Below are 22,891 nucleotides of genomic sequence, written 5' to 3'. Positions count from 1 at the left end.
AGACGCTCTGGCACGCCCTGCTGACGACAAGAAAAGGCCGAACGATTGACCGGAATGCCACAGACACCATTGCTCGACCGGGTGAATTTTCCCTCCGATCTCAAGGAGATCGACGATCGCGACCTGCCGGAACTGGCACGGGAACTGCGCGACGAGATGATTGACGCCGTGTCGAAGACCGGTGGCCATCTGGGTGCCGGCCTTGGCGTGGTGGAACTGACGATTGCCATCCACAAGGTGTTCAACACGCCCGAAGACCGGCTGATCTTCGATGTCGGCCATCAATGTTATCCGCACAAGATTCTGACCGGCCGACGGGATCGCATCCGCACGCTGCGGCAGGAAGACGGGCTTTCCGGTTTCACCCGGCGGGCCGAAAGCGAATATGATGATTTCGGCGCCGGCCATTCCTCCACCTCCATTTCCGCCGGCCTCGGCATGGCGGTGGCGGCGGGGCTTGATGGCAGCGACCGCAAGGTCGTAGCCATCATCGGCGACGGCTCGATGTCGGCGGGCATGGCGTTTGAGGCATTGAACAATGCCGGCGCGCTCGATGCGCGGCTGATCGTCATCCTCAACGACAACGATATGTCGATTGCGCCGCCGACGGGCGCGATGAGCGCTTATCTGGCACGCCTCGCCTCCGGCCGCACCTATATGGGCTTCCGCGATTTCGGCAAGAAACTGACGGCCTATCTCGGCAAGACCATCGACCGCGCCATTACCCGCGCCGTGACCCATGCGCGCGGTTATGTGACCGGCGGCACGCTGTTCGAAGAGCTTGGCTTCTATCACATCGGCCCGATCGACGGTCATTCCTTCGATCACCTTTTGCCGGTGCTGCGCAATGTGCGCGACAACCAGAAAGGCCCCGTCCTCATCCATGTGGTGACGCAGAAGGGCAAGGGTTATGCGCCGGCTGAAGCCGCAGCCGACAAATATCACGGCGTCAACAAGTTCGACGTCATCACCGGCGCGCAGGCGAAAGCCAAGCCGAATGCGCCGAGCTATACCAGCGTCTTTGCCGAAGCCCTGATCCAGGAAGCGACGCTCGACGAGAAGATCATTGGTGTGACGGCCGCCATGCCGAATGGCACGGGCCTCGACAAGATGGCCGAGCTTTTCCCGTCTCGCACCTTCGATGTCGGCATTGCCGAGCAGCATGCCGTCACCTTTGCGGCGGGGCTTGCGGCTGATGGTTACAAGCCGTTCTGCGCGCTTTATTCCACCTTCCTGCAACGCGGTTACGACCAGCTGGTGCATGATGTGGCCATCCAGAGCCTGCCCGTGCGTTTCCCCATCGACCGCGCCGGTTTTGTCGGTGCTGACGGGCCGACCCATGCCGGTTCGTTCGACACGACTTTCCTCGCCACCCTGCCCGGCATGGTGGTGATGGCGGCCTCGGATGAGGCAGAGCTGAAACATATGGTGCGCACGGCAGCGGCCTATGATGAAGGCCCGATTTCCTTCCGTTACCCGCGCGGTGAAGGCGTGGGTGTCGAGATGCCCGCGCGTGGTGAGATTCTCCAGATAGGCAAGGGCCGCATCATCAAGGAAGGCACCAAGGTTGCGCTGCTCTCCTTCGGCACGCGGCTGGCTGAATGCCTGGCGGCGGCGGAAGACCTTGAAGCGGCCGGCCTTTCCACCACGGTTGCCGATGCGCGCTTCGCCAAGCCGCTCGATCTCGACCTTATCCGCCAGCTGGCCAGCCATCACGAGGTTCTGGTGACCATCGAAGAAGGCTCCGTCGGCGGTTTCGGCGCGCATGTGCTGCATTTCATGGCCAGCGCCGGCCTGCTTGACCATGGCCCGAAGGTCCGGACCCTGACCCTGCCCGACCAGTGGGTGGAGCAGGCCAAGCCCGAAACCATGTATGCCAATGCCGGCCTTGACCGGGCCGGCATCGTTTCCACGGTGTTTAATGCACTCGGCCAGCGTCAGGCCGGCGTCGGTTTCGCCGGCTGACAAGATTGCCGGGACAGGAGGCCGGACCATCCCGCCTCTTTCTCAGGATGCCGCGCCATCGAGAAAACCGACGACATTTTCGATCCGTCCCTCGGCATTCAGGCTGACGACATCGGTACCACCCGCAATATCATCCCCATCAGGCGAAATGAGACGCCATGAGAAACGGGTGAAGTTGCCGTGACCATCCGGGGTGCCGGCAAGAACGAAGCGATATCCCGGAAATTTCTGCCGCGCCGCCTCGATCATCGCGGCAATCCCCTGCTGGCCTTCGCCCTGCATCAGCGGATCGACGTAGCGCGTATTTTCTGCCCATGCCTGACCGACGAGATGCCTGCGGCGTTCATTGTCCTCTTCGTTCCAGGCTGCGAGATAGGTCTGGGCGATTGTGAGATGTTGCGTCATGATTGCGCTCCTTCTGGTTGACGGCCCAAACATGCCGGCGGTCGGGAAGCGGAACAATTACCTCGGAGGTAATCGCATTGCTGATATGTTCTGCTAGGCTGCGGGGCATGACACATCATCGAGAACATGTCGGCCAGGTGCTGAAGGAATGGCGTGCCCGCCGCAGGTTGAGCCAGCTCGATCTGGCGATAGAGGCGGACATATCGGCGCGGCATCTGAGCTTTGTGGAAAGCGGGCGTTCATCCCCCAGCCGCGAGATGCTCGCGAAACTGGCGGAGCAGCTTTCCATGCCCGCCCGCGCCGCCAACCGGCTGATGCTGGCGGCGGGTTATGCGCCTGTTCATTCCGAACGCTCGCTGGACGCGCCCGACATGGCGGCGGCCCGGCAGGCCGTCGAAACCGTGGTCCAGGGCCACATGCCCTTCCCCGCCCTTGCCGTCGACCGGCATTGGAACGTTGTTCTCGCCAATGAGGCGATCACGTCACTTCTGGCCGGTGTTTCCGAAGAGTTGCTTCGCCCGCCGCTCAACGCCCTGAGGCTTAGCCTGCACCCGCAGGGTTTGAGTTCGCGCATCGTCAACCTCGCCGAATGGCGGCATCACCTGCTGGAGCGCCTGCGCCGTCAGGTCGAGGAAACGGGAGACGAGATGCTTTGCCACTTGCATGCGGAGCTTTCGGCCTATCCCGCGCCGAAGGCCTCACCCCATGCCGCCGGGGCCGATCCACTGGCCATACCGCTGCAACTGCGCGATCCGGTCTCGGGCGCCGTTTTGAGCTTCATCTCCACCACCACGGTTTTCGGAACCGCAACCGATGTCACGCTGTCCGAACTGGTGCTGGAATGTTTCTACCCCGCCGATGCGGCAACCCGCGCCGCCCTGATGCCAGGCGCAAAGGAGTAAGACCCGTGCACACCACCTATCTCATCGGCTTCCAGGTCCGCGACGGCCAGCGCGAGCGCTTTCTTGAATTGCTGAATGCGCTTCTCGACGCCATGCGGCACGAAAAGACCTTCGTGAATGCCACCCTGCATCGGGACGTTGAAGACGAGAACCGCTTCCTGCTGCATGAGACCTGGAGCGACCATCAGGACGTGCTCGATGTCCAGATTCATCGCCCCTATCGTCAGGCGTGGCATGATGCCCTGCCCGAGCTTCTGGAAGCCCCACGGGATATTTCCGTCTGGCATCCCATGCGGGCCGATCACGCTGCATAGGTAGAGGAACAGACAAGCCCCGCGCAGACGGCGCGGGGTCAAAAGTCCGGTTCAGACCTCCTTATGGTCCCAATCCATCGCAGCGAGCGTTTATTTCCGGAACGCCTGAGTTTTCAAGACAATATCCGCGGTTCGCTCAATTTGAACCACGCCTTGGCAATCTTTCCGTTTTCAACTTCATAGATGCAGACAACGTCAATCTCTCCCCTGCCTTCGGGGAAGTTCCGCGTAACCGTTTCGTGGTCGATGACGACATTCCCGACGGTAATGCGTGTCAGCAATTTTCCATGCAGATCAGGCTCCTTGAAGCGCTCGATGTGGCGCGCCCTGATCTCTGCAGCACTTCCTGCCAGAAGCGTCGCCGGAAAGGCGTAATACTGACAATCATCCGCCCACCAGCCCATGAATGCATCGATGTCGCGGGCGTTATAAGCCTCGAGCTGCTTTTGCACCGGCAGTTCAATTTCACTCTTCAAAACGTACCTCTTCAGAAAATCATTGTGGCGACATGGGTTTTTAAATGAGCGAATGTCCTGCATCCGCCAGCAGACCGCGTGTTTGTTCGAGATCGTGCGATTTCACCAGCAGGTGGTCTCCATCAAACGTCGAAACCACAAATATTCCAATACCGTTGGTCGACAAAGGCGCGATGACGGACAGGACGATGCCCGTCTCATCAAATGCAAATGGCCCCTGAAACTTGAAACACGACCAGCCCGCATCGACCCGCACATCCTGCGGTATGCGATCTTCCCGGCAAACGATGGAAAGTTCGTCATCGGTTCGGCTGATGCTGACAAACCCACCGCCGTCGGCCCACGCCGGAATGGGATCAGACGCCTGAAGCCGCGCCACCCCGTATGAGCCATCCAAAACCTGCAATTTAACGCGCGGCGCCATGTGGACATTACCTTTCCTGAAAATCGCTCAAAGCCTGATGGCCGTTTCCTCTTTCGCCGTCTTGATGACGACCATTGTGAAGAAGCGTGCGACATTGTGCTGGTCCCGGAACAGCCTGTCGCACAGGGCATCGAATTCCTCCATGTCGCGCAGGCGCAGCATCAGCACGACATCGCTTGCACCTGTCACGGCATAGGCATGCGACACGGCCTCCTCGGCAATGGCAATATCCAGAAAGCGGCGCATATGCTGCTCGCCGTGCAGTTTCAGCTCCACCGTCACCAGCGCCTTGATCACGCGCCCGGCCTTTGCGGGGTTGAGGATCGCGACGATACGGTCGATCACCCCCGATTTGCGCAGCCGTTGCAGGCGGCGCAGGCAGCTGGAAGGAGACAGCCCCACCTCATCGGCCATATCCACATTGGTACGCGATGCATCGCCCTGCAAAAGGTTCAGAAGTTTCCGGTCGATCCGATCCATGCCGTCAGCATATCTCTTGCGGATGGATTTGCAATAAAATTGCATGAAGTTGCAATCTTTGACCACAAATGCGAATGGGTTCGGCCTAGAGGATGAGGACAACCTTCGAGGAGCCTCACATGCCCATTTTCGTCACCATCTGGCAGAAAACCCAGGAAACGCTTGATATCTACTGGGTGCTGGTGCGGATCACCGTTCCGATTGCCATCCTGACCGAGCTGTTGTCGAGGATGGGCGCGATCGAGGCGGTGGCGCCGGCCTTCGCGCCTGTCATGAACCTCGTCGGGCTGCCGCCGGAGCTTGGTCTCGCCTGGCTGACAGCGATGCTGGTCGGCATCTGGGGCGCCGTGCCGCTTATCTTCACACTCGTTCCCGCCTCCTCGCTCAGTGGCGCGGATATCACGGTCTTTTCGGCGCTTATCCTCTTCGCGCACGGCCTGCCCATCGAGCAGAAGATCATTGAAAAAGCAGGACCCGGCATGCTCGTCACAACGGCGCTGCGCATCGGCGGCGGATTGCTTTATGCCCTTCTCCTGCATCAGGTTCTGGAGGTGACGGGGTGGTTGTCTGGGCCGGTGAACCCTGCCTGGATTGCCATGAGCGCCACGCCGGATTGGGCGGACTATCTCCTGGGTCTCGGTAAAACCATGATCTGGATGTTCGTCATCCTTCTCGTGCTGTCCCTCGGCCTCGAAATCCTCAGGCTGACCGGGCTTCTGGCACTGATGATGAAGGCGCTTTCGCCCCTTTTGCGGCTTGCCGGCATTCGCGGCGAGGCCGAACATCTCACCGCCATCGGCTTGTTTCTGGGAATTTCCTACGGCGCGGGTTTCCTGATCCGCGAAGCGCAATCAGGAGCGATCTCACCACGCCAGGTGTTTCTATCCTGCGTGTTCATGGGTTTTGCCCATAGCGTGATCGAAGACACACTTGTGGTGATGTCGCTGGGGGCCGATGTTTACGGCGTTCTGGTCGGACGGCTGGTTTTCGCCATTGCCGCAACTGCCGTCATCGCCGCCCTGCTTCACCGCCTGTCCGACGAGGTGTTTTTCCAGCGAATGTTCAGGCTACAGGGCACCTAGGCGGCGCTACCCATCTGAAAAAGCTGATGCAAAAAGGGGGCCTCACGGCCCCCGATTTTTTGCATCCAATCCGGAAAATCCGGCTCAGAACTCGGTCCAGTCCTGATCTTTCGCAGCCGGTGCTTCCGCAGCGCCACCGAAGGCGCGGGCGAGGCTCTGGCCAAGCGCCCGGGCCGGCGAAGCCACCGGTCTTGCCGTTGCGGAGGCCGATTTTACCGGAGCCTTGCGGACCGGTGCGGCAGGTGCCGGCTGGAAGGCAGACTTGGCCGAAGACTGGCGCGGTGCAGAATATCCACCGGCACTCGCAACGGCAGCACGTGCGCCGCCCACCCGGAACTGGCCAAGCAGGCTGTTCAGCGCTTCCGCTTCGCGGGCAAGCGAATGGCTGGCGGCGGTCTGCTGCTCCACCATGGCGGCATTCTGCTGCGTGCCCTGATCCATGGTGTTTACGGCCGTGTTGATTTCCTGCAGGCCGGTCGCCTGTTCGCGTGACGCGACGACGATGGCACTGACATGGGCGTTGATCTCTTCGACTTCCGAAACGATGAGTTCCAGCGCCTTGCCGGTCTCATCCACGAGGCTTACACCGTTTTCCACCTGCCGGCTGGAAGCGCTGATCAGCGTCTTGATTTCCTTGGCGGCGTTGGCGGAACGCTGGGCGAGTTCGCGGACTTCCTGCGCGACGACCGCAAATCCCTTGCCGGCATCACCGGCGCGGGCGGCCTCCACGCCGGCGTTCAGCGCCAGCAGGTTGGTCTGGAAGGCGATATCGTCGATGACACCGATGATGTTGCCGATTTCACCCGAGGACTTTTCGATCTCACGCATGGCGGCGACCGCCTTGCGGACCACGGTGCCTGATTTTTCTGCACCGGTGCGCGCACGCTGGACCAGATTGCCGGCATCTTCCGCGCCGCGGGCACTGTCACGCACCGTGGTGGTGACTTCTTCCAGTGCGGCAGCGGTTTCTTCGATGGAGGCAGCCTGCTGTTCGGTGCGGCGCGACAGGTCGTCGGCGGCCGACAGCATTTCCGAAGCGCCGGCATTGATCGCGGCAGCGTTCTCGCCGACCGTGCGCAGGGCCTGCTGGAGTTTTTCGACGGCGCTGTTGAAATTCACGCGAACCGGATCAATGGCGGGCGCAAAAGGCGTTTCAATGCGATAGGAAAGATCGCCATCCGCGAGAGCGGCAAGGCCCTTGCCAAGCTCGGCGCTGGCAAAAGCGCTGGCGGCTTCGTCCTTGGCCCGTTCCTCCTCATTGCGGCGGCGTTCAGTCTCCGTCGCGGAACGCATGCGATCGGTCTCACCGGCGAGGCGGGATTTTTCCAGCCCGGCTTCCTTGAAGACCAGAACGGCCTTCGCCATCTTGCCGACTTCGTCTCCACGATCCGTGGCCGGAACTTCCGTGTCCAGATTGCCATCGGCAAGCCGGCTCATTGCCGCAGTCATGCCGACGATCGGCGTGACGATCGAGCGTGACAGCGCCCAGATGAGGGCAACGGCCAGAAGACCGGCAACGGCACCGCCACCCAGAAGCGCATATTTCAGGTTCAGCGCCGCTGCCTGCTGTTCAGCGGCATAGGCCGTGGACAGGCCGTTCAGCTGTTCCTTGATCTTGGCGGCGGCGGCGCGGAAGCCGTCGAGCTGGCCCTTGGCCTGATTGCGGCCGATCTCGATGATTTCGGAAATCGGCGCTTCCGTCGTCTTGCGGGCAGCGATCTGCGGTTCCGCCAGTTCCTTGAAGAAGACGGTGGCGGATTTTTGCATGTCGTCGATGGAGTTGAGGATATCCGGCTGGCCGGCGGCAAGCGCGCGGGCTTCGTCAAGCTTCTTCAGCATCAGGTCGCGCTGGGCGAAAACATCATTATAGGTGCTGTCGCTGCGAAACAGCAGGAAGCCGCGCTGGTTGACGGCCTGCTCCAGCATGGCGGCCGTCGCGCCGTCCACCGCCTGGATGATATCCTTGGTCCGGTTGTTGTCGATTGTGACACGCTCGCTCCCCAGCGTCTGCCAGAATACGACCGCGGAGGCGAGCAGGCACACGCTCATCAAGGCACAGAAGGTGGCTATGAGCTTCAGGTTGATAGGGAGATTTTTCAGCGACATCGCAAACTCTCTCGGCGACCCGATGCCTCGGAGCAAGCGTCTGCGCTGCAACGGTCGCAATTTTGTGGATAGGAGGAGATGCCGTCATGGCAGGTTCCGGTGGCCGCACGGGCCTTGGGCACAAAGTGCAATACAAGCCTTTATATTGGATTAATCGAACATTCTGACTTTGCGGTGCAACACAAACATGGCCGGGAGCAGCGGCATTCAGGGCCGTTTCCGTGATAAATCGCTTGCATCGGCGGGGTTTGGCGGTCATTGAACGGGACCATGTCCAAAACATCTGAAAATGAACGGCTTGACCAGCTTCTTGTGTCGCTCGGCCACTTTGCCAGCCGCTCGCGTGCGCGCGACGCGGTTTCGCGCGGCACCGTGAGCGTGAACGGCAAAATCGTCACCAAACCGAGCCAGACCGTCGCTGCAAACGTCAAGATCACGATTACCGATCCGGCGCAGGCTTACGTCTCCCGCGCTGCCCTCAAACTTGCGGCCGCGCTCGATCATTTCAAGCTCGATCCGAAGGGCCTTGAGTGCCTCGATGTCGGCGCATCCACCGGCGGTTTCACCGAGGTTCTGCTTCATCGCGGCGCGGAACATGTCGTCGCCATCGATGTCGGCCACGGGCAGATCCATCCAAGGATTGAGAACGATCCTCGCGTCACCAGCCTGGAAGGGCTGAATGCGCGGTTCCTCACCACTGACGATATCGATGACCGGCCCATCGGCTTCATCGTTTCCGACGTCTCCTTCATTTCGCTGAAGCTTGCGCTTGCCCCGGCACTTGAGCTTGCGGAGCCGGGTGCTCTGGCTATCCTGTTGGTCAAGCCACAATTCGAGGCGGGGCGTGATGCCATCAGCAAGGCCGGGCTTCTGAAGGAGCCGGAAACCGCGCCCGCAGTTGCCGCCGAACTGGAACGCTGGCTCGTCGAAGACATGGGCTGGAAAAGCCTCGGGCTTATTCCTTCGCCGATTTCCGGCGGCGACGGCAATATCGAATTTCTTCTCGGAGGCGAAAAGCCATGAGCACACAGACCGTCACCATCAAGAGCCTTGGTGCACAGGGCGACGGTATCGCGCACTGTCCCGACGGCCCGGTCTATGTGCCCTTCGCCCTACCCGGCGAGACGGTGGCCATCGCCAAAGTGAAGGACCACGGCACTGTGATGTCGATTGCGGAAGCTTCGGCGGACCGCCGCGAACCCGTCTGTCGTCACTTCGGCCCTGAAGGCGTCAACGGCACCTGCGGCGGCTGTTCGCTGCAACATCTGGCCGACCAGCCCTACCACGCCTTCAAGCGGGAGCTGGTGGTTTCGGCACTGAAATCGAAGGGCCTGACACCTGATGTGGATGATCTCGTCATCTGTCGCCCCGGCGAGCGCCGCCGCGCGGTGTTTGCCGCCCGCAGGACGGAAAAGGGTCTGCTGCTGGGTTTCAGCCAGGCGAGCAGCCACCACATCGTCGCCATCGAGGAATGTCCCGTCACCTCGCCCGGCATCGTCTCGCGCCTCGATGCTATCAGAGCCATCGGGCTTTCGATGACGGCGAATGCCGAGCCGTTCCGCATGACCGTTCTTGAAACGCTTTCCGGTCTGGATATTTCCGTCGAGGGTATCAAGTCGGTCAACGACAAGCAGCGGCGGACGCTGACGGAAACGGTGCTTGCCATGCGCGGCATCGCGCGTGTCTCGCTGTCGGGTGAAATCCTGATCGAACCGCAAAAACCGATCATCGAATTCGGCGGCGTTCCAGTCTCACCGCCCGCCGGCGGTTTCACGCAGGCGACGAAACAGGCCGAAGACGCCATGGCGGAACTGGTGCTTGCCCATATCGGCAAATCCAAACGCATTGCCGATCTCTTCTGCGGTTCCGGTACATTTGCGCTCAGACTGGCGCGCATAGGCAAGGTGCATGCGGTGGAAGCCGAAGACAAGGCGCTGAAGGCATTGGATTTCGCCGCCCGCAACACGCAGGGCCTGAAACCGGTCAGCGTCGAAAAACGCGATCTTTTCCGCCGGCCGTTGATGACCAGCGAATTGAAGAATTACGACGCCGTCGTGTTCGATCCACCGCGCGCCGGGGCGGAAGTCCAGTGCAAGGAACTGGCCCGCAGCACGGTGAAGAAAATCGTTGCCGTCAGCTGCAATCCACTGACGCTGGCGCGCGATCTGGCGCTACTGGTCGAGGGCGGCTATCGCGTTACCCGCGTCACACCTGTTGACCAGTTCCTCTGGTCGCCGCATGTGGAAGCGGTGGCGGTGCTGGAGAAATAATCAGGAATAATCACCAGGCGGTATCGACGGTGCCGTTGCCGACCACGCCCGAGCAGCGGCAGGCACCGCCAACCCGGCCCTGCTCGATCGGGCAGATATACGGGCGGCGGCGATTGGCGCTTTCCGGCGGGGTGATGACGCAGACGAAGCGCGCGCGGCGCTGGTGACTGCGGCTGTTGCCGGAATTATAGTCCGGGCTGTCGTCATCGCTTGACTGCACCAGAATGATGTTGCTGCCCGAAACCGGCAAGCGTGTGATCGCTGCTGCCTCTGCAACGGTTGCGGCGGAAAGAAAGACGGACAGGGCGAAAACAAGGTGACGCATGCGGGTGCCTTCGGACGGAGAGTCGGTGCGATCCGTTTTCCGGACCGATTTGATGGACGATATATAATCCGTATTCAAAAGCACAGAGGCTTCCAAACTCCGACGATGCCGCGAGTTTCTTCTCCCCGCCGGGGAGAAGGTGGCCCGAAGGGTCGGATGAGGGGGCTAGCTCTCCGAATATCTCTACCCCCGCCCCCTCATCCCGCTGCCGCGGACTTCTCCCCGGCGGGGAGAAGAAACAAGTGGCGCGCTCCCAGACGGTGAGCAACCGTCCCTAGTCCCCCGAAACGACTAGCGGCGCATGAATGCCTCGAAGGCGGCGCGGGCTTCGGCACTCTGCAGCTGCGCGATGAAATGGCGGCCTTCCTCTTCGATGCGGGCGAGAATATCGGCCGGGTTGCCGCGAACCAGATCGCGGGCGATCTTCAGCGCCTGCTGCGGTTTGGCCGCAAGCCGGGTGGCAAGCGCCAGCGTTTCGCTCTCCACATGCTCGGGGGCGACGACTTTCCAGATCAGGCCAGCCTGCACTGCCTGCTCAGCCGAGAATCCCTCACCCATGGCAAGCAGCGCAAAGGCGCGCTGGTGACCGACAAGCTTCGGCACGAGCAGGCTGGAGGCCGCTTCCGGCACCAGTGCCAGATCCACGAACGGGGTCTTGAACAGGCTGCGTGTGGAGGCGACCGTCAGATCACAATGCAGGTTCAGTGTCGTGCCGATGCCGATGGCAAGCCCGTCCACACCGGATACCAGCGGTTTGTCGAAGGCGACGAGTGCTTTGAGAAACTCGAGTGCGGCGAGCTTGCCCTTCCCGCCCGACATGGCGAAGGCGAGAAAATCGGCCATGTCGTTGCCGGCAGAGAAGCAGCCTTCCGTGCCGAGAAAGGCAACGACGCGAATCTCCGGGTCGTCATTGGCGGCCTGCAGCGCCTGTGCCATGCGCAGATACATCGCATCGGTGATGGCGTTTTTCTTTTCCGGCCGGTTGAAGCGGATGGTCAGAACGTCAGGCGCATGGCCGACCCGCTCGACAAGAATATGATCGTCCGACATCTGAACCTCCTCAGGCCAATACGGTGCGGGCTGCGGCAAGGCTTGCCGCGCCCGATATAACGCGATCCTTCAGCGCCGCCGTTTCCGCCAGCAGGTTTTCCGCCGCAAAACGGCAAAGTGCGGCGCGATGTGCGCCCCTGCCATCATCGACGGAAACCAATGCGCCCTTGGCGAGATAGGCGCCTGTCAGCGCCAGACCGAAGAGACGTTGATAGGGTGTCGCGCCGGCGAGTGCGGTTTCGGTTTCGCCGGCCTTGATGCGATCCAGCAGCCAGTCGGTTGTCGTTTCCAGATCGTTGAGGCTAGCATCGAGATAACCGGCGGTCTCGCCCAGATCATCACGGTTCGAAGCGGCTGTCCGGGCAGCGATCTCGCGCAATTCGCCGATGAAACCGCGCACCTGCGCGCCATCGGAAAGCGGCAGCTTGCGCAGCACCAGATCGATGGCCTGTATGCCGTTGGTGCCCTCATAGATCGGAGCGATGCGGGCATCCCGCAGATAACGCGCCGCGCCCGTCTCTTCGATGAAGCCCATGCCGCCATGCACCTGAATGCCCATGGAGGCAACATCCACACCGGCATCGGTGGAGAAGGACTTGGCGATCGGCGTCAAAAGGGCAGCGCGCTCCTGCCAGTGAGAGCGCTGCCGGGCGTCTTCGCTGGCATGCGCCATGTCGATGGCATGGGCGCAGCTGAAGGAAATCGCCCGCGACCCTTGAGTCAGCGCCTTCATCGTCAAAAGCGTTCTGGCGATGTCAGGATGTTCGATGATCGGGCTCATGCCGGAACCCTGCCAGCCGGGCGCCTTGCCCTGCGTGCGCTCCCTGGCGTATTCGATCGCCTTCTGGGTCGCCGCTTCGCAGATCGCCACGCCCTGCATGCCGACAGCGAGGCGGGCATTGTTCATCATTGTGAACATGCAGGCTAGGCCCTTGTTCTCCTCGCCGATCAGCCAGCCCAGAGCGCCTTTTTCATCACCAAACCTGCCGTCTCCGAAGATCATCGTGCAGGTGGGCGAGCCGTGAATGCCGAGCTTGTGTTCCAGTGAATGGCAGAAAAGGTCGTTGCGGCTGCCCGGCGCGCCGTTTTCGTCGGGCAGGAATTTCGGCACGAGGAAAAGCGAAATGCCGCGCGTTCCGGCCGGCGCATCCGGCAGGCGGGCAAGAACGAGGTGGATGATATTATCAGCCGCGTCGTGTTCACCCCAGGTGATGAAAATCTTCTGCCCGAAGATGCGGTAGGTGCCGTCACCATTGCGCTCGGCCCGGCTCTTCAACACGCCAAGGTCCGATCCCGCATGCGGTTCGGTCAGGTTCATGGTGCCGGTCCATTCGCCGGAAACGAGCTTGGGAAGATAGGTGCGTTTCAGATCATTGCTGCCGTGGGTGACGATCGCTTCCACCGCGCCCATGGTCAGCGTTGGCGCCAGCGCGAACGCCATGGAGCCGGAGTTCCACATTTCGAGGGCTGCGACATTCAGCATATGCGGCAAGTTCTGACCACCGAACTCCTCAGGCGCCGTCAGGCTGTTCCAGCCAGCTTCCGCCCAGCGGCGGTAAAGATCGGCCCAGCCATCCGGCGTCGTGACCTTGCCGTCGGCAAGCTTCGCGCCCTGGCGATCACCAATATCGGCGAGCGGGGCGACCTGTTCCGTGGCGAAACGGCCGGCTTCCTGCAGAATGGCATCCACCAGATCTTCACCGAGATCACCCAGCACACCCTTTGCCAGCGCCTCTTCAAGACCCGCTACATGTTTGAGTGTGAAGGCGATATCATCCACCGGCGCGCTATACATGCTGCCTCCTCCCGAAGCTTTTGTATCCTGCTACTGCCTTCGGGCTAAATGATTTTTACGTAAACGTCAATTTGAAAATTCCCGCCATTTCAGCGGGATTGCTATAAAACTGTCATATGAATTTGCTCAGCATGCGCTGAAAGGCGCCGTGCCGCCACTGCCGCTCCCGCACCAGAACGACAGACGCCTTCCCTCCTCCCATCCAGCCGGTCAGGACTGCCACGATGGATCTCATAACGCCCAATATTCCCGGCCTTGTCTGGGCCTATCAGTTCCACCCCGGCACAGCCCCGTGCCGGCGGCTGGCGGCCGATGCGCGCTTTCACGAGGTGGCCGAGTGCGAAGGTTTCTTCTGGCTGCATCTCAATCTCGCCGACCAGCGCGTAGCGGCTTTTCTCGAAACCATCGACGGTCTCGACCCGGCGGCGCGGGCAAGCCTCACCACCCATGAGACGCATCCTTCCATCGTGGTCGACGAAAAATCGCTCTATGGCACGCTGGTCGATTTCCAGCGGGAATTCGACAAGGAAACACGGGATTTCGGCTGGCTGCATTTTGCGGTAAGCGACCGTTTCATCATCACCACCCGCCTGCAGCCGCTGCATTCGGTGGATCGGCTGAAAGCGGCGGTCGACAAGAATTCCAACCGCTATCTCACGCCATCGCATGTGTTCGAGGGGCTGGTGGCGGAATTCCAGCGCTCGCTCATCAATCTGGTGATGGAGACGACGGAAGAACTGAACGCCATCGAAGATCTGGTCTATGACAGCGAAAACCGTGACGAGCGGCGGCGGCTTGCGCCACTGCGCCGCACGGTGGTTCGTCTGCACCGGCATCTGCGCACCGTTCTTACGCTGATGCGACGCGCTTCGGCCGTCGATGAGGACGAGATGCCTGACGGTTTCGAAGATGTCGCCTCACGCCTGATGGGTCGCCTCGAAGCGGTGGATCACGACGTCTATGCCCTGCAGGAACGCGCAAGGCTGCTGCACGAAGAAATCGATTCCAAACTTTCGTCCGAAACCAACCGTCATCTTTACATACTGTCGCTGATGACGGCCTTCCTGCTGCCGCCATCGCTGGTGACAGGCTTTTTCGGCATGAATACGGATGAGCTGCCGTTTACAGTCGGCACCGGCGGCACGTTGTCGGCCGGCGTCTTTATCGTGATTTCGGTCGTGCTTGCCTGGTTCGTGCTCAAACGGGCACGGATCTTGTAATAAAAAAGCCGCCCGGTGATGACCGGACGGCTCTGTCAATTTCAGCCTGGCATTCTATCAGCTGTAAGGCGAATAGCAGGGCTGGCGCGGACCATGGTAAGGCTGGAACGTGTTGCTATAGGCATCGTAGGAACGATAACGGCCATAGCACCAGTTCACATGCGCCTGGCTCATGCCGCCACGGCGGACCGGGCGATATTCGCGATAGACCGGACGCGGACGATATTCGGGCACCGGACGGTAGACTTCACGCGGCTGCGACAGGGCGCCGCCGATGATTGCGCCCGTCGCAAAGGCTGCGAGCGGGAACCAGTAACCGTCATGGTGACGATAGCCCGGGCGATAATCGCGATAACCGCGATGGCCGCCATACCAGCCGCGACGTTCGCCGCCCCAGCCACGACCGTCACGATCACGCCAATATTGCACATTGACGATATTGCCGGCGTCATTGCCTGTAGCCTCGACACTTTTCGGTGCCATCGGCAACGGCATTGCCGCTTCTGCGGGAACGATCGCCCCTGCAACCACGATCGCAGAAAGACCGACAGCCAAGATATTCTTCATATAGTTTCTCATCTGACTTCCTCCATTCACGACGGTCAACAGGCCGCTCTACGTGAATAATAGCAGTTTTTTCTTCTCACTCGGCCAGTTTTCAGTCTGGCTTAAACATTTCAGGTTGCAGGCTAGGTGGTTTCGCCTGAACCCAGCATTAACGACACAATCACGCTTCGTTTACCCAATCCGGCGGCCCGGAAAACAAAAGCCCGGATAAAAATCCGGGCTTTCGAAAATCCTGTCAGCGGCTGTAAGGCGATACGCATATGCGGCGCGGACCGCTGTTCGGCTGATAGGTGTTGTCGTAAGCGCGATACGAACGCCAGCGGTTCTGGCACCAGGAGACATGGCTGCCGCCATAGGCCGGGCGCGGCTGCTGAACGGCACCGCCGATGATCGCACCGGCCGCAAAGGCTGCCAGCGGGAACCAGTAGCCATTATGGTATCGGTAGCCCGGACGGCGATCACGATAACCGCGGTGACCGTTATAATAACCGTCGCGCGGCGGGCGCGGGCGATACATACGGTCGCCGTGCCTGCGGTCATAACGACGGTCATATCTGCGGTCCCATTCACGATACTGAACCGGCACGACATTGTCAGTCGAAACCACCGGCTTCGGCATCGGAACAGGCACCTGGAACGCCTGCGACGGCGTAAAGCTTGTGAGGAACACGATCATCGCCGTTGCGACGCTCGTTGTCCGGAAATTCATCATGATCTTCCTCCGTTTGCTTCAGCGCGTTGGACCGCGCCTTTTCACCCACGCGCTCTTGTCGGAGATAAGGGTAAGCCCCCGTTTCTACACCCGAAAAGAATTCGATGACGTGCAAACGAGTTTAGGAAGATTTGGTTCCATGACAACCATCCGGAGAAGATGGCAAGGACGACGCGTCCGCCAGATCGCCCTAGCTTTTCCGCGACGCGCCAGAACGACCTAGATATTTGTTTTTAAGCAGACCTTTTTCCCCGAAACCAACGGCACTCCCAGGGAATGCCTTCGTCAGGCTTCCACCTTCACATCGGTCAAAGGCCGCGAACAGCAGGCGAGAATATAGCCCTCCTCGATCTCGTCATCGAGAATGCCGCCATTGTGGTTCATCTCCACCTCGCCGGACAGCTTCAGCACCCGGCAGGTGCCGCAGATACCCGATTCGCAGGCGGCCCCGATGCGCACACCGGCAGCACGCGCCGTCATCAGTACCGTCTGGCCGGGCTGGCAGGCCATTTCTTTTCCGGACAGCGTAAAGCCCACCATCGACAGCGCTTCGCCGTCCACATCGGTGAGAACGCTCTCGCCGACCGTGACCGGGGCGGCGGGCGAAAAGCTTTCCTGATGGTAACGGCTCATGTCGAAGCCGGACGCATCGAGCATGGAGCGGACGGCGGCCATGAACGGCTCCGGCCCGCAGCAGAAGACGGTGCGCTCCATGAAGTCATGCGCGAGCAGCGCGATCTTGGCCTTGTCGACCATGCCTTTGAGCCCGGACCACAGATCGGTGCGACCGCATTTCTCGACAATAAAGCCGAGAGACAGGTTTGGCATGAAGCGGGCGAGATATTCCAGCTCGTGGCGGAAGACGATATCGGACGGCGAGCGCGAGCAGTTGATGAAAGCGATGTCGCTTTGCGGCGCACGGTCGCTCATGTCGCGCACCATCGACATCATCGGCGTGACGCCGGATCCTGCCGAGATGAACAGATATTTGTCACCGGGGTGCCGCACATAGGAGAAATCGCCGAGCGGTCCGAGCGCCCGGATTTTCATGCCGGGCTTCAGATTGTCGAACATCCAGCGCGTGCCGATGCTGTTGGCCTGCGCCTTTACCGTGACCGAAAGCGCATAGGGCCGTGACGGGCTGGAGGAGAGTGTATAGGTGCGATAGAGCGGCTCCTTGCCCACCGGCAGTTCCAGCGTGACGAACTGACCCGGCAGATACCGGAACCAGTTCTGGTCTTCGGAGCGGAACAGGAACGTCATCACATCCTGCGTTTCGGGTGTCACCGAAATGCACTCCAGCAGCTGGAGCTTGTCGCTCCACGGCTTCATCTCGTCTATGTGCTTGTAGGTCACAACCATATTCATCTTCGCATCACGCTACTGCCGAAAGCCGGGCCTTGTCGCCGGAAAGCCGGTCGATCATGAAATCGGAATACCAGTTGACGAACTGCATCACACCGCCCTCGTCTTCCATGGAATAGGGGCCGGGCTGGTACGCAGGCGAACGGATGCCGAAGGCATTTTCCTCGACGATGCGGCGGTCCTGATCGTTGGTTTCGTTCCAGACGTGGGTCAGGTCTTCCAGATCGTAATCCACGCCTTCCACCGCATCCTTGTGCACCAGCCATTTGGTGGTGACCATGGTCTCATTGGCATTGAGCGGCAGCACCCGGAAGGAAATGGTGTGGTCGCCAAGGAAGTGGTTCCAGGTCGTCGGATAATGGAACAGCAGCAACGCGCCGATATGGCTGATGCTGACATCTTCCGACAGCGGCCGGCGCACGGCGCGCTTGCCCGACATGGTGTAGCTTTCCGCTTCGCCGATCAGCGGCATGCGGGCGACACGGAACTGGCCCTGCGGATCGATCTTGAAACGGCTTGGCAGGCCGGCGGCCTCGCAGCGCGCCCAGTGGCCGCCGATTTCGGGGTCGCTGGCACCGCCATCCGTTCCCGTCACGCTCGGGTTTTCAGGATAGGTGCGGCAGAGTTCCGGGTGGTTGGCGGCGCAGTGGTAGCACTCGCGGTTGTTTTCCCAGACGAGCTTCCAGTTGCCCTTTTCGATGATGGTGCTTTCATGCGCGACCTTGGCTTCCCAGATGCGGTGCGGGGCCATGTAGCTTTCGACTTCGGCCCGCATGGGCGCGAAATCCGCCGGCTGGTCGGCAAGGCAGATGAAGACGTAACCGGCAACGGTCTCGCAGGCGACCGGCTTCAGGCCGAATTCCGCCTTGTCGAACTCCTCGCCCATATGACGCGCGAATAGCAGCTTGCCGTCGAGATCGTAGGTCCACTGGTGATAGGGACAGACGAGACGAGCGGACTGGCCCTTGTGGGCGGAGCAGACGCGGGAGCCGCGGTGGCGACAGGAATTGTGAAGGGCACGTATCTCACCGTCGCGTCCACGGACGATGACGACGGAATAGGAGCCGACCTGCACGGTGAAATAATTGCCGGATTTGGGCACTTCGCAATCATGGCCGACAAACAGCCAGTCGCGATACCAGATGGTTTCCATATCCAGCTTGAAATAATCCTGGTCCGTGTAGAAGGGCTGTTCCAGGCTGAAGCCTTCGCGGCGGTTCTTCAGCTGGCGCAATACGGTATCACGCAATTCCATGGCCAAATCCTCGATCAAACCGCCCTGCCCGGCACCATTTACCGGGCTGCGGAAGCATGATCACATCTAAACACCGGCGGTCATTTGCAGCAGCACAGACAGCGACATCGGCTTCCGCATTGGCGACAAATTGCGACATCCGCAAATGCCTGTCACAGCCCATTCCGCTGCGAAATCCGGCAGCTACTCGGTGAGAAAAACCACGTCGCAATATGACGCATGATACAGCGCGATTGCCTGTCCACCCGTCAGAAAACAGGGGGTGCGACGCAACGGAGTATTAACGCGAACTAAATTATCTTGCCGCATCGACAGCAACGAGGGCGTTCCTGGTGGAGAAGGCGACACGCATACGTTATTTCGATGCGGCCAGACATTCGATCATGCCGATACGGTCGAAGACCGCGCATTCGGATTTCCTGCGCACCGGCCGGATCAGCCGTTATGAAGAACGCTGGTTGCCGAGGGAGCGTGTCTATTACAGCCACGAGGAGGTGGCGGCGATGACCGGGCGCAAGCTGGAAGCCGCCGCCGATGCCACCCATAACCGCCTCAACACCTTTCACCAGTCCATCCGTTTTCCCAAGATGGTCTCCCACCATCTGCTCAACGACCGGCCACATCTCGGCTATTGTCATGTCACGGCAGCGAAAACCAGCTTCGACGCGGAACGCCACGTGCTCTGGTCCTTCTATTTCGCGAATTTTTTCGCCGAGCTGAGCGGTGCCGAAAACTTCTTCGAAAATATCGATGCGCGTTATTCGCGGATGTATTTTGCCGTCGCCATCAATGCGCTTCCCGATAAGGAATTCGCCGTCGATACCTCCTTCCATCGCGGTGGCCTGCTGTTCCAGACCCATGATCCACGCGTGGCGTTGAAAAATGTGCTGCTGCTCGGCGCGCGCTCGGAAGAGATGCGCAGGATCATCAAGGCGATATAAACGATAGCGCTTTCCATCCCGGCCAGAAATACGCTATTGAGCGCGCTGAAAGGCAGCATCATGGCGCGTCATATCAACATCGAAAACGAGCGGGAAACCGCGTTGCAGGCAGCCGTGGCGGAGCTTGCGGACGGCCAGCCCATCGCCCTGCCGACGGAAACCGTCTATGGCCTTGCCGCCGACGCCACCAATCCGGCGGCCATCACCCGCATTTACCAGACGAAAGGCCGGCCGCAGTTCAATCCGTTGATCTGCCATATGGCCGACATTGCCATGGCGGAGCGTTATGCGGTCTTCGACCCCATTTCGCTGAAGCTTGCGCAGGCCTTCTGGCCCGGCCCGCTGACGCTGGTTCTGCCGCTGAAACCGGAAAGCGGCATTCATTCGCTGGCGACGGCCGGGCTTGATACGGTCGGCATCCGGGTGCCGCAGGGGTTCGCCGGCGACCTGATCCGCCGGTTCGACAGGCCGCTGGCCGCCCCCAGCGCCAATAGTTCCGGCAAGATCAGCCCGACAAGTGCCGCCCATGTGGAGGCCGATCTCGGCCAGAAGATCAGTCTTATTCTTGATGGCGGGGCCGCTTCGGTCGGCGTCGAATCCACCATCGTCAAGGTGGAAGAGGATGGCCGCGTCCGGCTGCTTCGCCCCGGCGGCATCGTCACCGAGGACATAGAGCACGTTGCCGGTCTGCGGCTGGAGCGACCCGAAAAAGCCTCTGCCGCCATTGAAGCGCCCGGAATGCTGGCGTCGCATTATGCGCCCGGTGCGTCCGTGCGCCTCGACGCCACATCTGTTTTACCGGGCGAAGCGCTGATCCGTTTCGGCAGCGTCGCCACAAAAGGAGAAGAAGCGGCCCGCGCCGTTTTCGATCTCAGCCCCACCGGCAATCTTGCCGAGGCCGCCGCCAATCTGTTCGATTATCTGAAAGCCGCCGATGCGACCGGCGCAAAGACCATCGCCATCACCGCCATTCCCACGCATGGTCTCGGAGAGGCGATCAATGACCGCCTTTCCCGCGCCGCCGCACCGAGAGGCTGACGCCACTTAACCCCTTTCGCCCATGTTTCAAACGACAGCGAGACGCCGCCCATGACGACCACCGCCATTCCCTCCTCCGACATCCTCGACCGCTTCACCGCCATTGTCGGTGATAAAAATGCGGTGCGCGACCCGGCGGAAATGGCGCTGCGTCTGGTGGAAAATCGCGGGCTTTATCGTGGCGCCTCGCCGCTGCTCATCAAGCCCGGTTCGGTTGAAGAGGTTGCCGCCATCCTGAAGCTCGCCAGCGAGACCGGCACCCCCATCGTGCCGCAGACCGGCAATACCGGGCTTGTCGGCGGCCAGACGCCCCGGTCCGAAGGCACCGACATCATCCTGTCGCTGGAGCGCATGAATCGTATCCGCGATATCGATCCGGTCGCCAATGTCATAGTCGCCGATGCCGGCTGCATTCTTGATGACATCCATAAGGCAGCGAAGACAGTGGAGCGGATGTTCCCGCTGTCGCTCGGCTCACAAGGTTCCTGCCGCATCGGCGGCAATCTCGCCACCAATGCCGGCGGCACGGCGGTGCTTGCCTATGGCAATATGCGCCAGCTCTGCCTCGGGCTTGAAGTCGTCCTGCCGACCGGTGAGATCTGGAACGGGCTGCGCCGGCTGAAAAAAGACAATACGGGTTACGACCTGCGCGACCTCTTCATCGGTTCGGAAGGCACGCTCGGCATCATCACCGGCGCGGTGCTGAAGCTGTTCCCGAAGCCGCTCGGTCATCAGGTGGCGTTTGCCGGGCTCGGTTCCACCGAAGACGCATTGAAGCTGTTCGAAATGGCCTCGAACCTCTGCGGCACGGCGCTGACCGGCTTCGAACTGATGCCGCGCATCGGCGTCGAATTCACCACGAAACATATTCCCGGCGTGCGCGACCCGCTGCAGACGCCGCATGACTGGTACGCGCTCATCGATATCTCCACCTCCGATTCGGCGGAGACGGCCGAGACGATGATGCAATCGCTGCTGGAGCGCGGTTTTGAGGCCGGGCTGGTTGCGGATGCGGTGATTGCCGCGTCAGAAGCCCAGCGGCAGGCGCTGTGGCACATGCGCGAAAGCATGTCGGATGCGCAGAAGCCGGAAGGTGGCTCGATCAAGCATGACGTTTCCGTGCCGGTCTCGAAAATACCGGAATTCATGGCGACGGCGGAAAAGGCGGTTATCGCCGCTATTCCCGGCGCCCGCGTCTGCGCCTTCGGCCATCTTGGCGACGGCAACATCCATTACAATATTTCCCAGCCGGTGGGTGCCGACAAAGCCGAATTCCTCGGCCGCTGGCGGGACATGAACGAGATCGTCCACGGCATCGTTCTGTCGCTCGGCGGCTCCATTTCCGCCGAACATGGCATTGGCCAGCTGAAACGCGACGAGTTGGCCGCCATTCGGCACGGCATCGAAATGGACCTGATGCGCCGTATCAAGCACGCATTCGACCCCGCCGGCATCATGAACCCCGGCAAGGTGCTTGCCGCCGGCTAAACGGGAGCGAGCATCATTCTCGAGCTTAGTTTGAAGGTCGCGTGGTCCAGGCAGGAACCAGTTCCGCATTCAGGCGACGCGGCTTTTGCGCATGGACGAACTGCGTCAGGCCCATGCCGGATTTCGCAATCGCCACCGCATGTTTCTTCGGCATCAGATAGCCATGTTCCAGTGGCGGCGGACGACGCATGATTCGGCTGAAGAATGGGCGCTTGTGGTAACGGGACGGCGAAAAACGCGCCGGCTCCGCACACACCGTCACATATTCCAGTATTTCCTCAATCCAGCCGCTTTGCGGCCGCGCACCCGGCTCCACCAGCAATATCCACTGTCCGCGCGCAGAGCGCATGACATCTTCAATGTCCCATTGCCCATAAAAGCGGCAACCGGCGGCATCGGCGACACGCGACGATCCATCGCGCGAACCGTGATCAAGGATCACCACATCGCTTACAAGCCCTTCCACGGCACCGGTTACAAGCGCAGACAAGGTATGCGCCAGCTCCGGTTCCTGATCCCGGCATTCCATTATGACTGTCAACATATGCATAGCTCTAACGCATCGCACAATAAATTGCCACTATTCCCATCGTGGTAAAATCCGCCATTCCCGGTGCGGATCGGCACCCCCGCCCCGCGGCGAAATCACTCCCCCAACCTTTCCCTGCCGGGATGTGGACAAATATCGGTTCTGCATTTTTGTTCTTGTAT

At 60.7% G+C, this 22,891-nt stretch carries 23 protein-coding genes; 10 read left to right on the top strand and 13 right to left on the bottom strand.

The genetic code is table 11. The features are described from left to right. Nucleotides 1-45 precede the first annotated feature (45 nt). Complete coding sequence (gene dxs / locus EXN68_RS00520) at nt 46-1,965, top strand: 1-deoxy-D-xylulose-5-phosphate synthase (protein ID WP_080817504.1); 1,920 nt, start codon at nt 46-48, stop codon at nt 1,963-1,965. Nucleotides 1,966-2,007: 42 nt separating this feature from the next. On the opposite strand, the gene EXN68_RS00515 is transcribed toward dxs, so the two are convergent. Continuing rightward, nucleotides 2,008-2,370: a nuclear transport factor 2 family protein gene (locus EXN68_RS00515; RefSeq protein ID WP_127756265.1), complete on the bottom strand. Its 363-nt coding sequence runs from the start codon at nt 2,368-2,370 to the stop codon at nt 2,008-2,010. A gap of 107 nt (nt 2,371-2,477) precedes the next feature. On the opposite strand from EXN68_RS00515, the gene EXN68_RS00510 reads away from it, so the two are divergent. Together EXN68_RS00510 and EXN68_RS00505 are read left to right on the top strand one after the other, a co-directional pair. After that, nucleotides 2,478-3,272 (top strand): helix-turn-helix domain-containing protein, encoded by a 795-nt coding sequence (locus EXN68_RS00510; protein ID WP_142839212.1) that lies wholly within the window; start codon nt 2,478-2,480, stop codon nt 3,270-3,272. Between the two features lie 5 nt (nt 3,273-3,277). Then, entirely contained in the window at nt 3,278-3,586 is a 309-nt protein-coding gene (locus EXN68_RS00505) for a putative quinol monooxygenase (RefSeq protein ID WP_127756267.1), read from the top strand. 113 nt (nt 3,587-3,699) lie between these two features. On the opposite strand, the gene EXN68_RS00500 is transcribed toward EXN68_RS00505, so the two are convergent. Genes EXN68_RS00500 through EXN68_RS00490 form a run of 3 tightly spaced genes read right to left on the bottom strand, consistent with a single transcriptional unit; the run spans nt 3,700 to nt 4,966 of the window. After that, a complete protein-coding gene (locus tag EXN68_RS00500; RefSeq protein WP_237681342.1) occupies nt 3,700-4,125 on the bottom strand; it encodes a nuclear transport factor 2 family protein in 426 nt (141 codons plus the stop codon). Then, entirely contained in the window at nt 4,103-4,486 is a 384-nt protein-coding gene (locus tag EXN68_RS00495; RefSeq protein WP_142839211.1) for an ACT domain-containing protein, read from the bottom strand. The genes EXN68_RS00500 and EXN68_RS00495 overlap by 23 nt, the downstream gene beginning before the upstream one ends. Nucleotides 4,487-4,513: 27 nt before the next feature. Beyond that, the gene (locus tag EXN68_RS00490; protein WP_065115021.1) at nt 4,514-4,966 is read right to left on the bottom strand and encodes an Lrp/AsnC family transcriptional regulator; all 453 of its coding nucleotides are present in this window, start codon (nt 4,964-4,966) and stop codon (nt 4,514-4,516) included. A gap of 119 nt (nt 4,967-5,085) precedes the next feature. Between EXN68_RS00490 and EXN68_RS00485 the strand changes: the two genes are divergently transcribed. After that, the gene (locus EXN68_RS00485) at nt 5,086-6,048 is read left to right on the top strand and encodes a nucleoside recognition domain-containing protein (protein ID WP_142839210.1); all 963 of its coding nucleotides are present in this window, start codon (nt 5,086-5,088) and stop codon (nt 6,046-6,048) included. 84 nt (nt 6,049-6,132) lie between these two features. Here EXN68_RS00485 and EXN68_RS00480 read toward each other — a convergent pair whose 3' ends face one another. Then, nucleotides 6,133-8,154 carry a methyl-accepting chemotaxis protein gene (locus EXN68_RS00480; RefSeq protein WP_142839209.1) on the bottom strand — a complete coding sequence of 674 codons (2,022 nt, stop codon included), beginning with the start codon at nt 8,152-8,154 and terminating at the stop codon, nt 6,133-6,135. 270 nt (nt 8,155-8,424) lie between these two features. Between EXN68_RS00480 and EXN68_RS00475 the strand changes: the two genes are divergently transcribed. Together EXN68_RS00475 and EXN68_RS00470 are read left to right on the top strand one after the other, a co-directional pair. Next, nucleotides 8,425-9,177, top strand: coding sequence for a TlyA family RNA methyltransferase (locus EXN68_RS00475; RefSeq protein WP_142839208.1), 753 nt, complete (start codon nt 8,425-8,427; stop codon nt 9,175-9,177). Continuing rightward, complete coding sequence (locus tag EXN68_RS00470; RefSeq protein WP_142839207.1) at nt 9,174-10,424, top strand: class I SAM-dependent RNA methyltransferase; 1,251 nt, start codon at nt 9,174-9,176, stop codon at nt 10,422-10,424. Before EXN68_RS00475 ends, EXN68_RS00470 begins: the two co-directional genes overlap by 4 nt. A gap of 10 nt (nt 10,425-10,434) precedes the next feature. On the opposite strand, the gene EXN68_RS00465 is transcribed toward EXN68_RS00470, so the two are convergent. From EXN68_RS00465 to EXN68_RS00455, 3 genes are all read right to left on the bottom strand, one after another. Further along, nucleotides 10,435-10,749 carry a hypothetical protein gene (locus EXN68_RS00465; RefSeq protein ID WP_142839206.1) on the bottom strand — a complete coding sequence of 105 codons (315 nt, stop codon included), beginning with the start codon at nt 10,747-10,749 and terminating at the stop codon, nt 10,435-10,437. A gap of 291 nt (nt 10,750-11,040) precedes the next feature. Then, nucleotides 11,041-11,799, bottom strand: coding sequence for a crotonase/enoyl-CoA hydratase family protein (locus tag EXN68_RS00460; RefSeq protein WP_142839205.1), 759 nt, complete (start codon nt 11,797-11,799; stop codon nt 11,041-11,043). Nucleotides 11,800-11,809: 10 nt separating this feature from the next. Continuing rightward, nucleotides 11,810-13,594, bottom strand: a complete 1,785-nt coding sequence (locus EXN68_RS00455) for an acyl-CoA dehydrogenase family protein (RefSeq protein WP_142839204.1) — start codon at nt 13,592-13,594, stop codon at nt 11,810-11,812. Between the two features lie 224 nt (nt 13,595-13,818). Between EXN68_RS00455 and EXN68_RS00450 the strand changes: the two genes are divergently transcribed. Beyond that, on the top strand, nt 13,819-14,814 hold the full coding sequence (locus EXN68_RS00450; RefSeq protein ID WP_142839203.1) for a transporter: 996 nt from the start codon (nt 13,819-13,821) through the stop codon (nt 14,812-14,814). Between the two features lie 57 nt (nt 14,815-14,871). Here the strand turns inward: EXN68_RS00450 and EXN68_RS00445 are convergent, their stop codons facing one another. The 4 genes from EXN68_RS00445 to EXN68_RS00430 form a co-directional block, all read right to left on the bottom strand. After that, nucleotides 14,872-15,393, bottom strand: a complete 522-nt coding sequence (locus EXN68_RS00445) for a BA14K family protein (RefSeq protein ID WP_142839202.1) — start codon at nt 15,391-15,393, stop codon at nt 14,872-14,874. A gap of 223 nt (nt 15,394-15,616) precedes the next feature. Next, nucleotides 15,617-16,093: a BA14K family protein gene (locus EXN68_RS00440; RefSeq protein WP_142839201.1), complete on the bottom strand. Its 477-nt coding sequence runs from the start codon at nt 16,091-16,093 to the stop codon at nt 15,617-15,619. A 285-nt stretch (nt 16,094-16,378) separates the two neighbouring features. Further along, nucleotides 16,379-17,461 carry an FAD-binding oxidoreductase gene (locus EXN68_RS00435; RefSeq protein WP_142839200.1) on the bottom strand — a complete coding sequence of 361 codons (1,083 nt, stop codon included), beginning with the start codon at nt 17,459-17,461 and terminating at the stop codon, nt 16,379-16,381. 7 nt (nt 17,462-17,468) lie between these two features. Next, nucleotides 17,469-18,713 (bottom strand): aromatic ring-hydroxylating oxygenase subunit alpha, encoded by a 1,245-nt coding sequence (locus EXN68_RS00430; RefSeq protein WP_142839199.1) that lies wholly within the window; start codon nt 18,711-18,713, stop codon nt 17,469-17,471. A gap of 332 nt (nt 18,714-19,045) precedes the next feature. Here EXN68_RS00430 and EXN68_RS00425 point away from each other — a divergent pair, with 332 nt between their 5' ends. Genes EXN68_RS00425 through EXN68_RS00415 form a run of 3 tightly spaced genes read left to right on the top strand, consistent with a single transcriptional unit; the run spans nt 19,046 to nt 22,180 of the window. Beyond that, a complete protein-coding gene (locus EXN68_RS00425; RefSeq protein WP_161991141.1) occupies nt 19,046-19,654 on the top strand; it encodes a DUF6656 family protein in 609 nt (202 codons plus the stop codon). A gap of 60 nt (nt 19,655-19,714) precedes the next feature. Then, the gene (locus EXN68_RS00420) at nt 19,715-20,692 is read left to right on the top strand and encodes an L-threonylcarbamoyladenylate synthase (RefSeq protein WP_142839909.1); all 978 of its coding nucleotides are present in this window, start codon (nt 19,715-19,717) and stop codon (nt 20,690-20,692) included. Nucleotides 20,693-20,743: 51 nt separating this feature from the next. Continuing rightward, the gene (locus tag EXN68_RS00415) at nt 20,744-22,180 is read left to right on the top strand and encodes an FAD-binding oxidoreductase (RefSeq protein ID WP_142839197.1); all 1,437 of its coding nucleotides are present in this window, start codon (nt 20,744-20,746) and stop codon (nt 22,178-22,180) included. A gap of 25 nt (nt 22,181-22,205) precedes the next feature. On the opposite strand, the gene EXN68_RS00410 is transcribed toward EXN68_RS00415, so the two are convergent. Further along, nucleotides 22,206-22,724 carry a glycosyltransferase family 2 protein gene (locus tag EXN68_RS00410; RefSeq protein ID WP_142839196.1) on the bottom strand — a complete coding sequence of 173 codons (519 nt, stop codon included), beginning with the start codon at nt 22,722-22,724 and terminating at the stop codon, nt 22,206-22,208. Nucleotides 22,725-22,891: the final 167 nt, after the last annotated feature.

It is taken from the genome of Martinezella rhizogenes (assembly GCF_007002745.1).
GTDB lineage: Bacteria > Pseudomonadota > Alphaproteobacteria > Rhizobiales > Rhizobiaceae > Agrobacterium > Agrobacterium cucumeris.
This window is presented reverse-complemented; position numbering and strand designations above follow the sequence as displayed.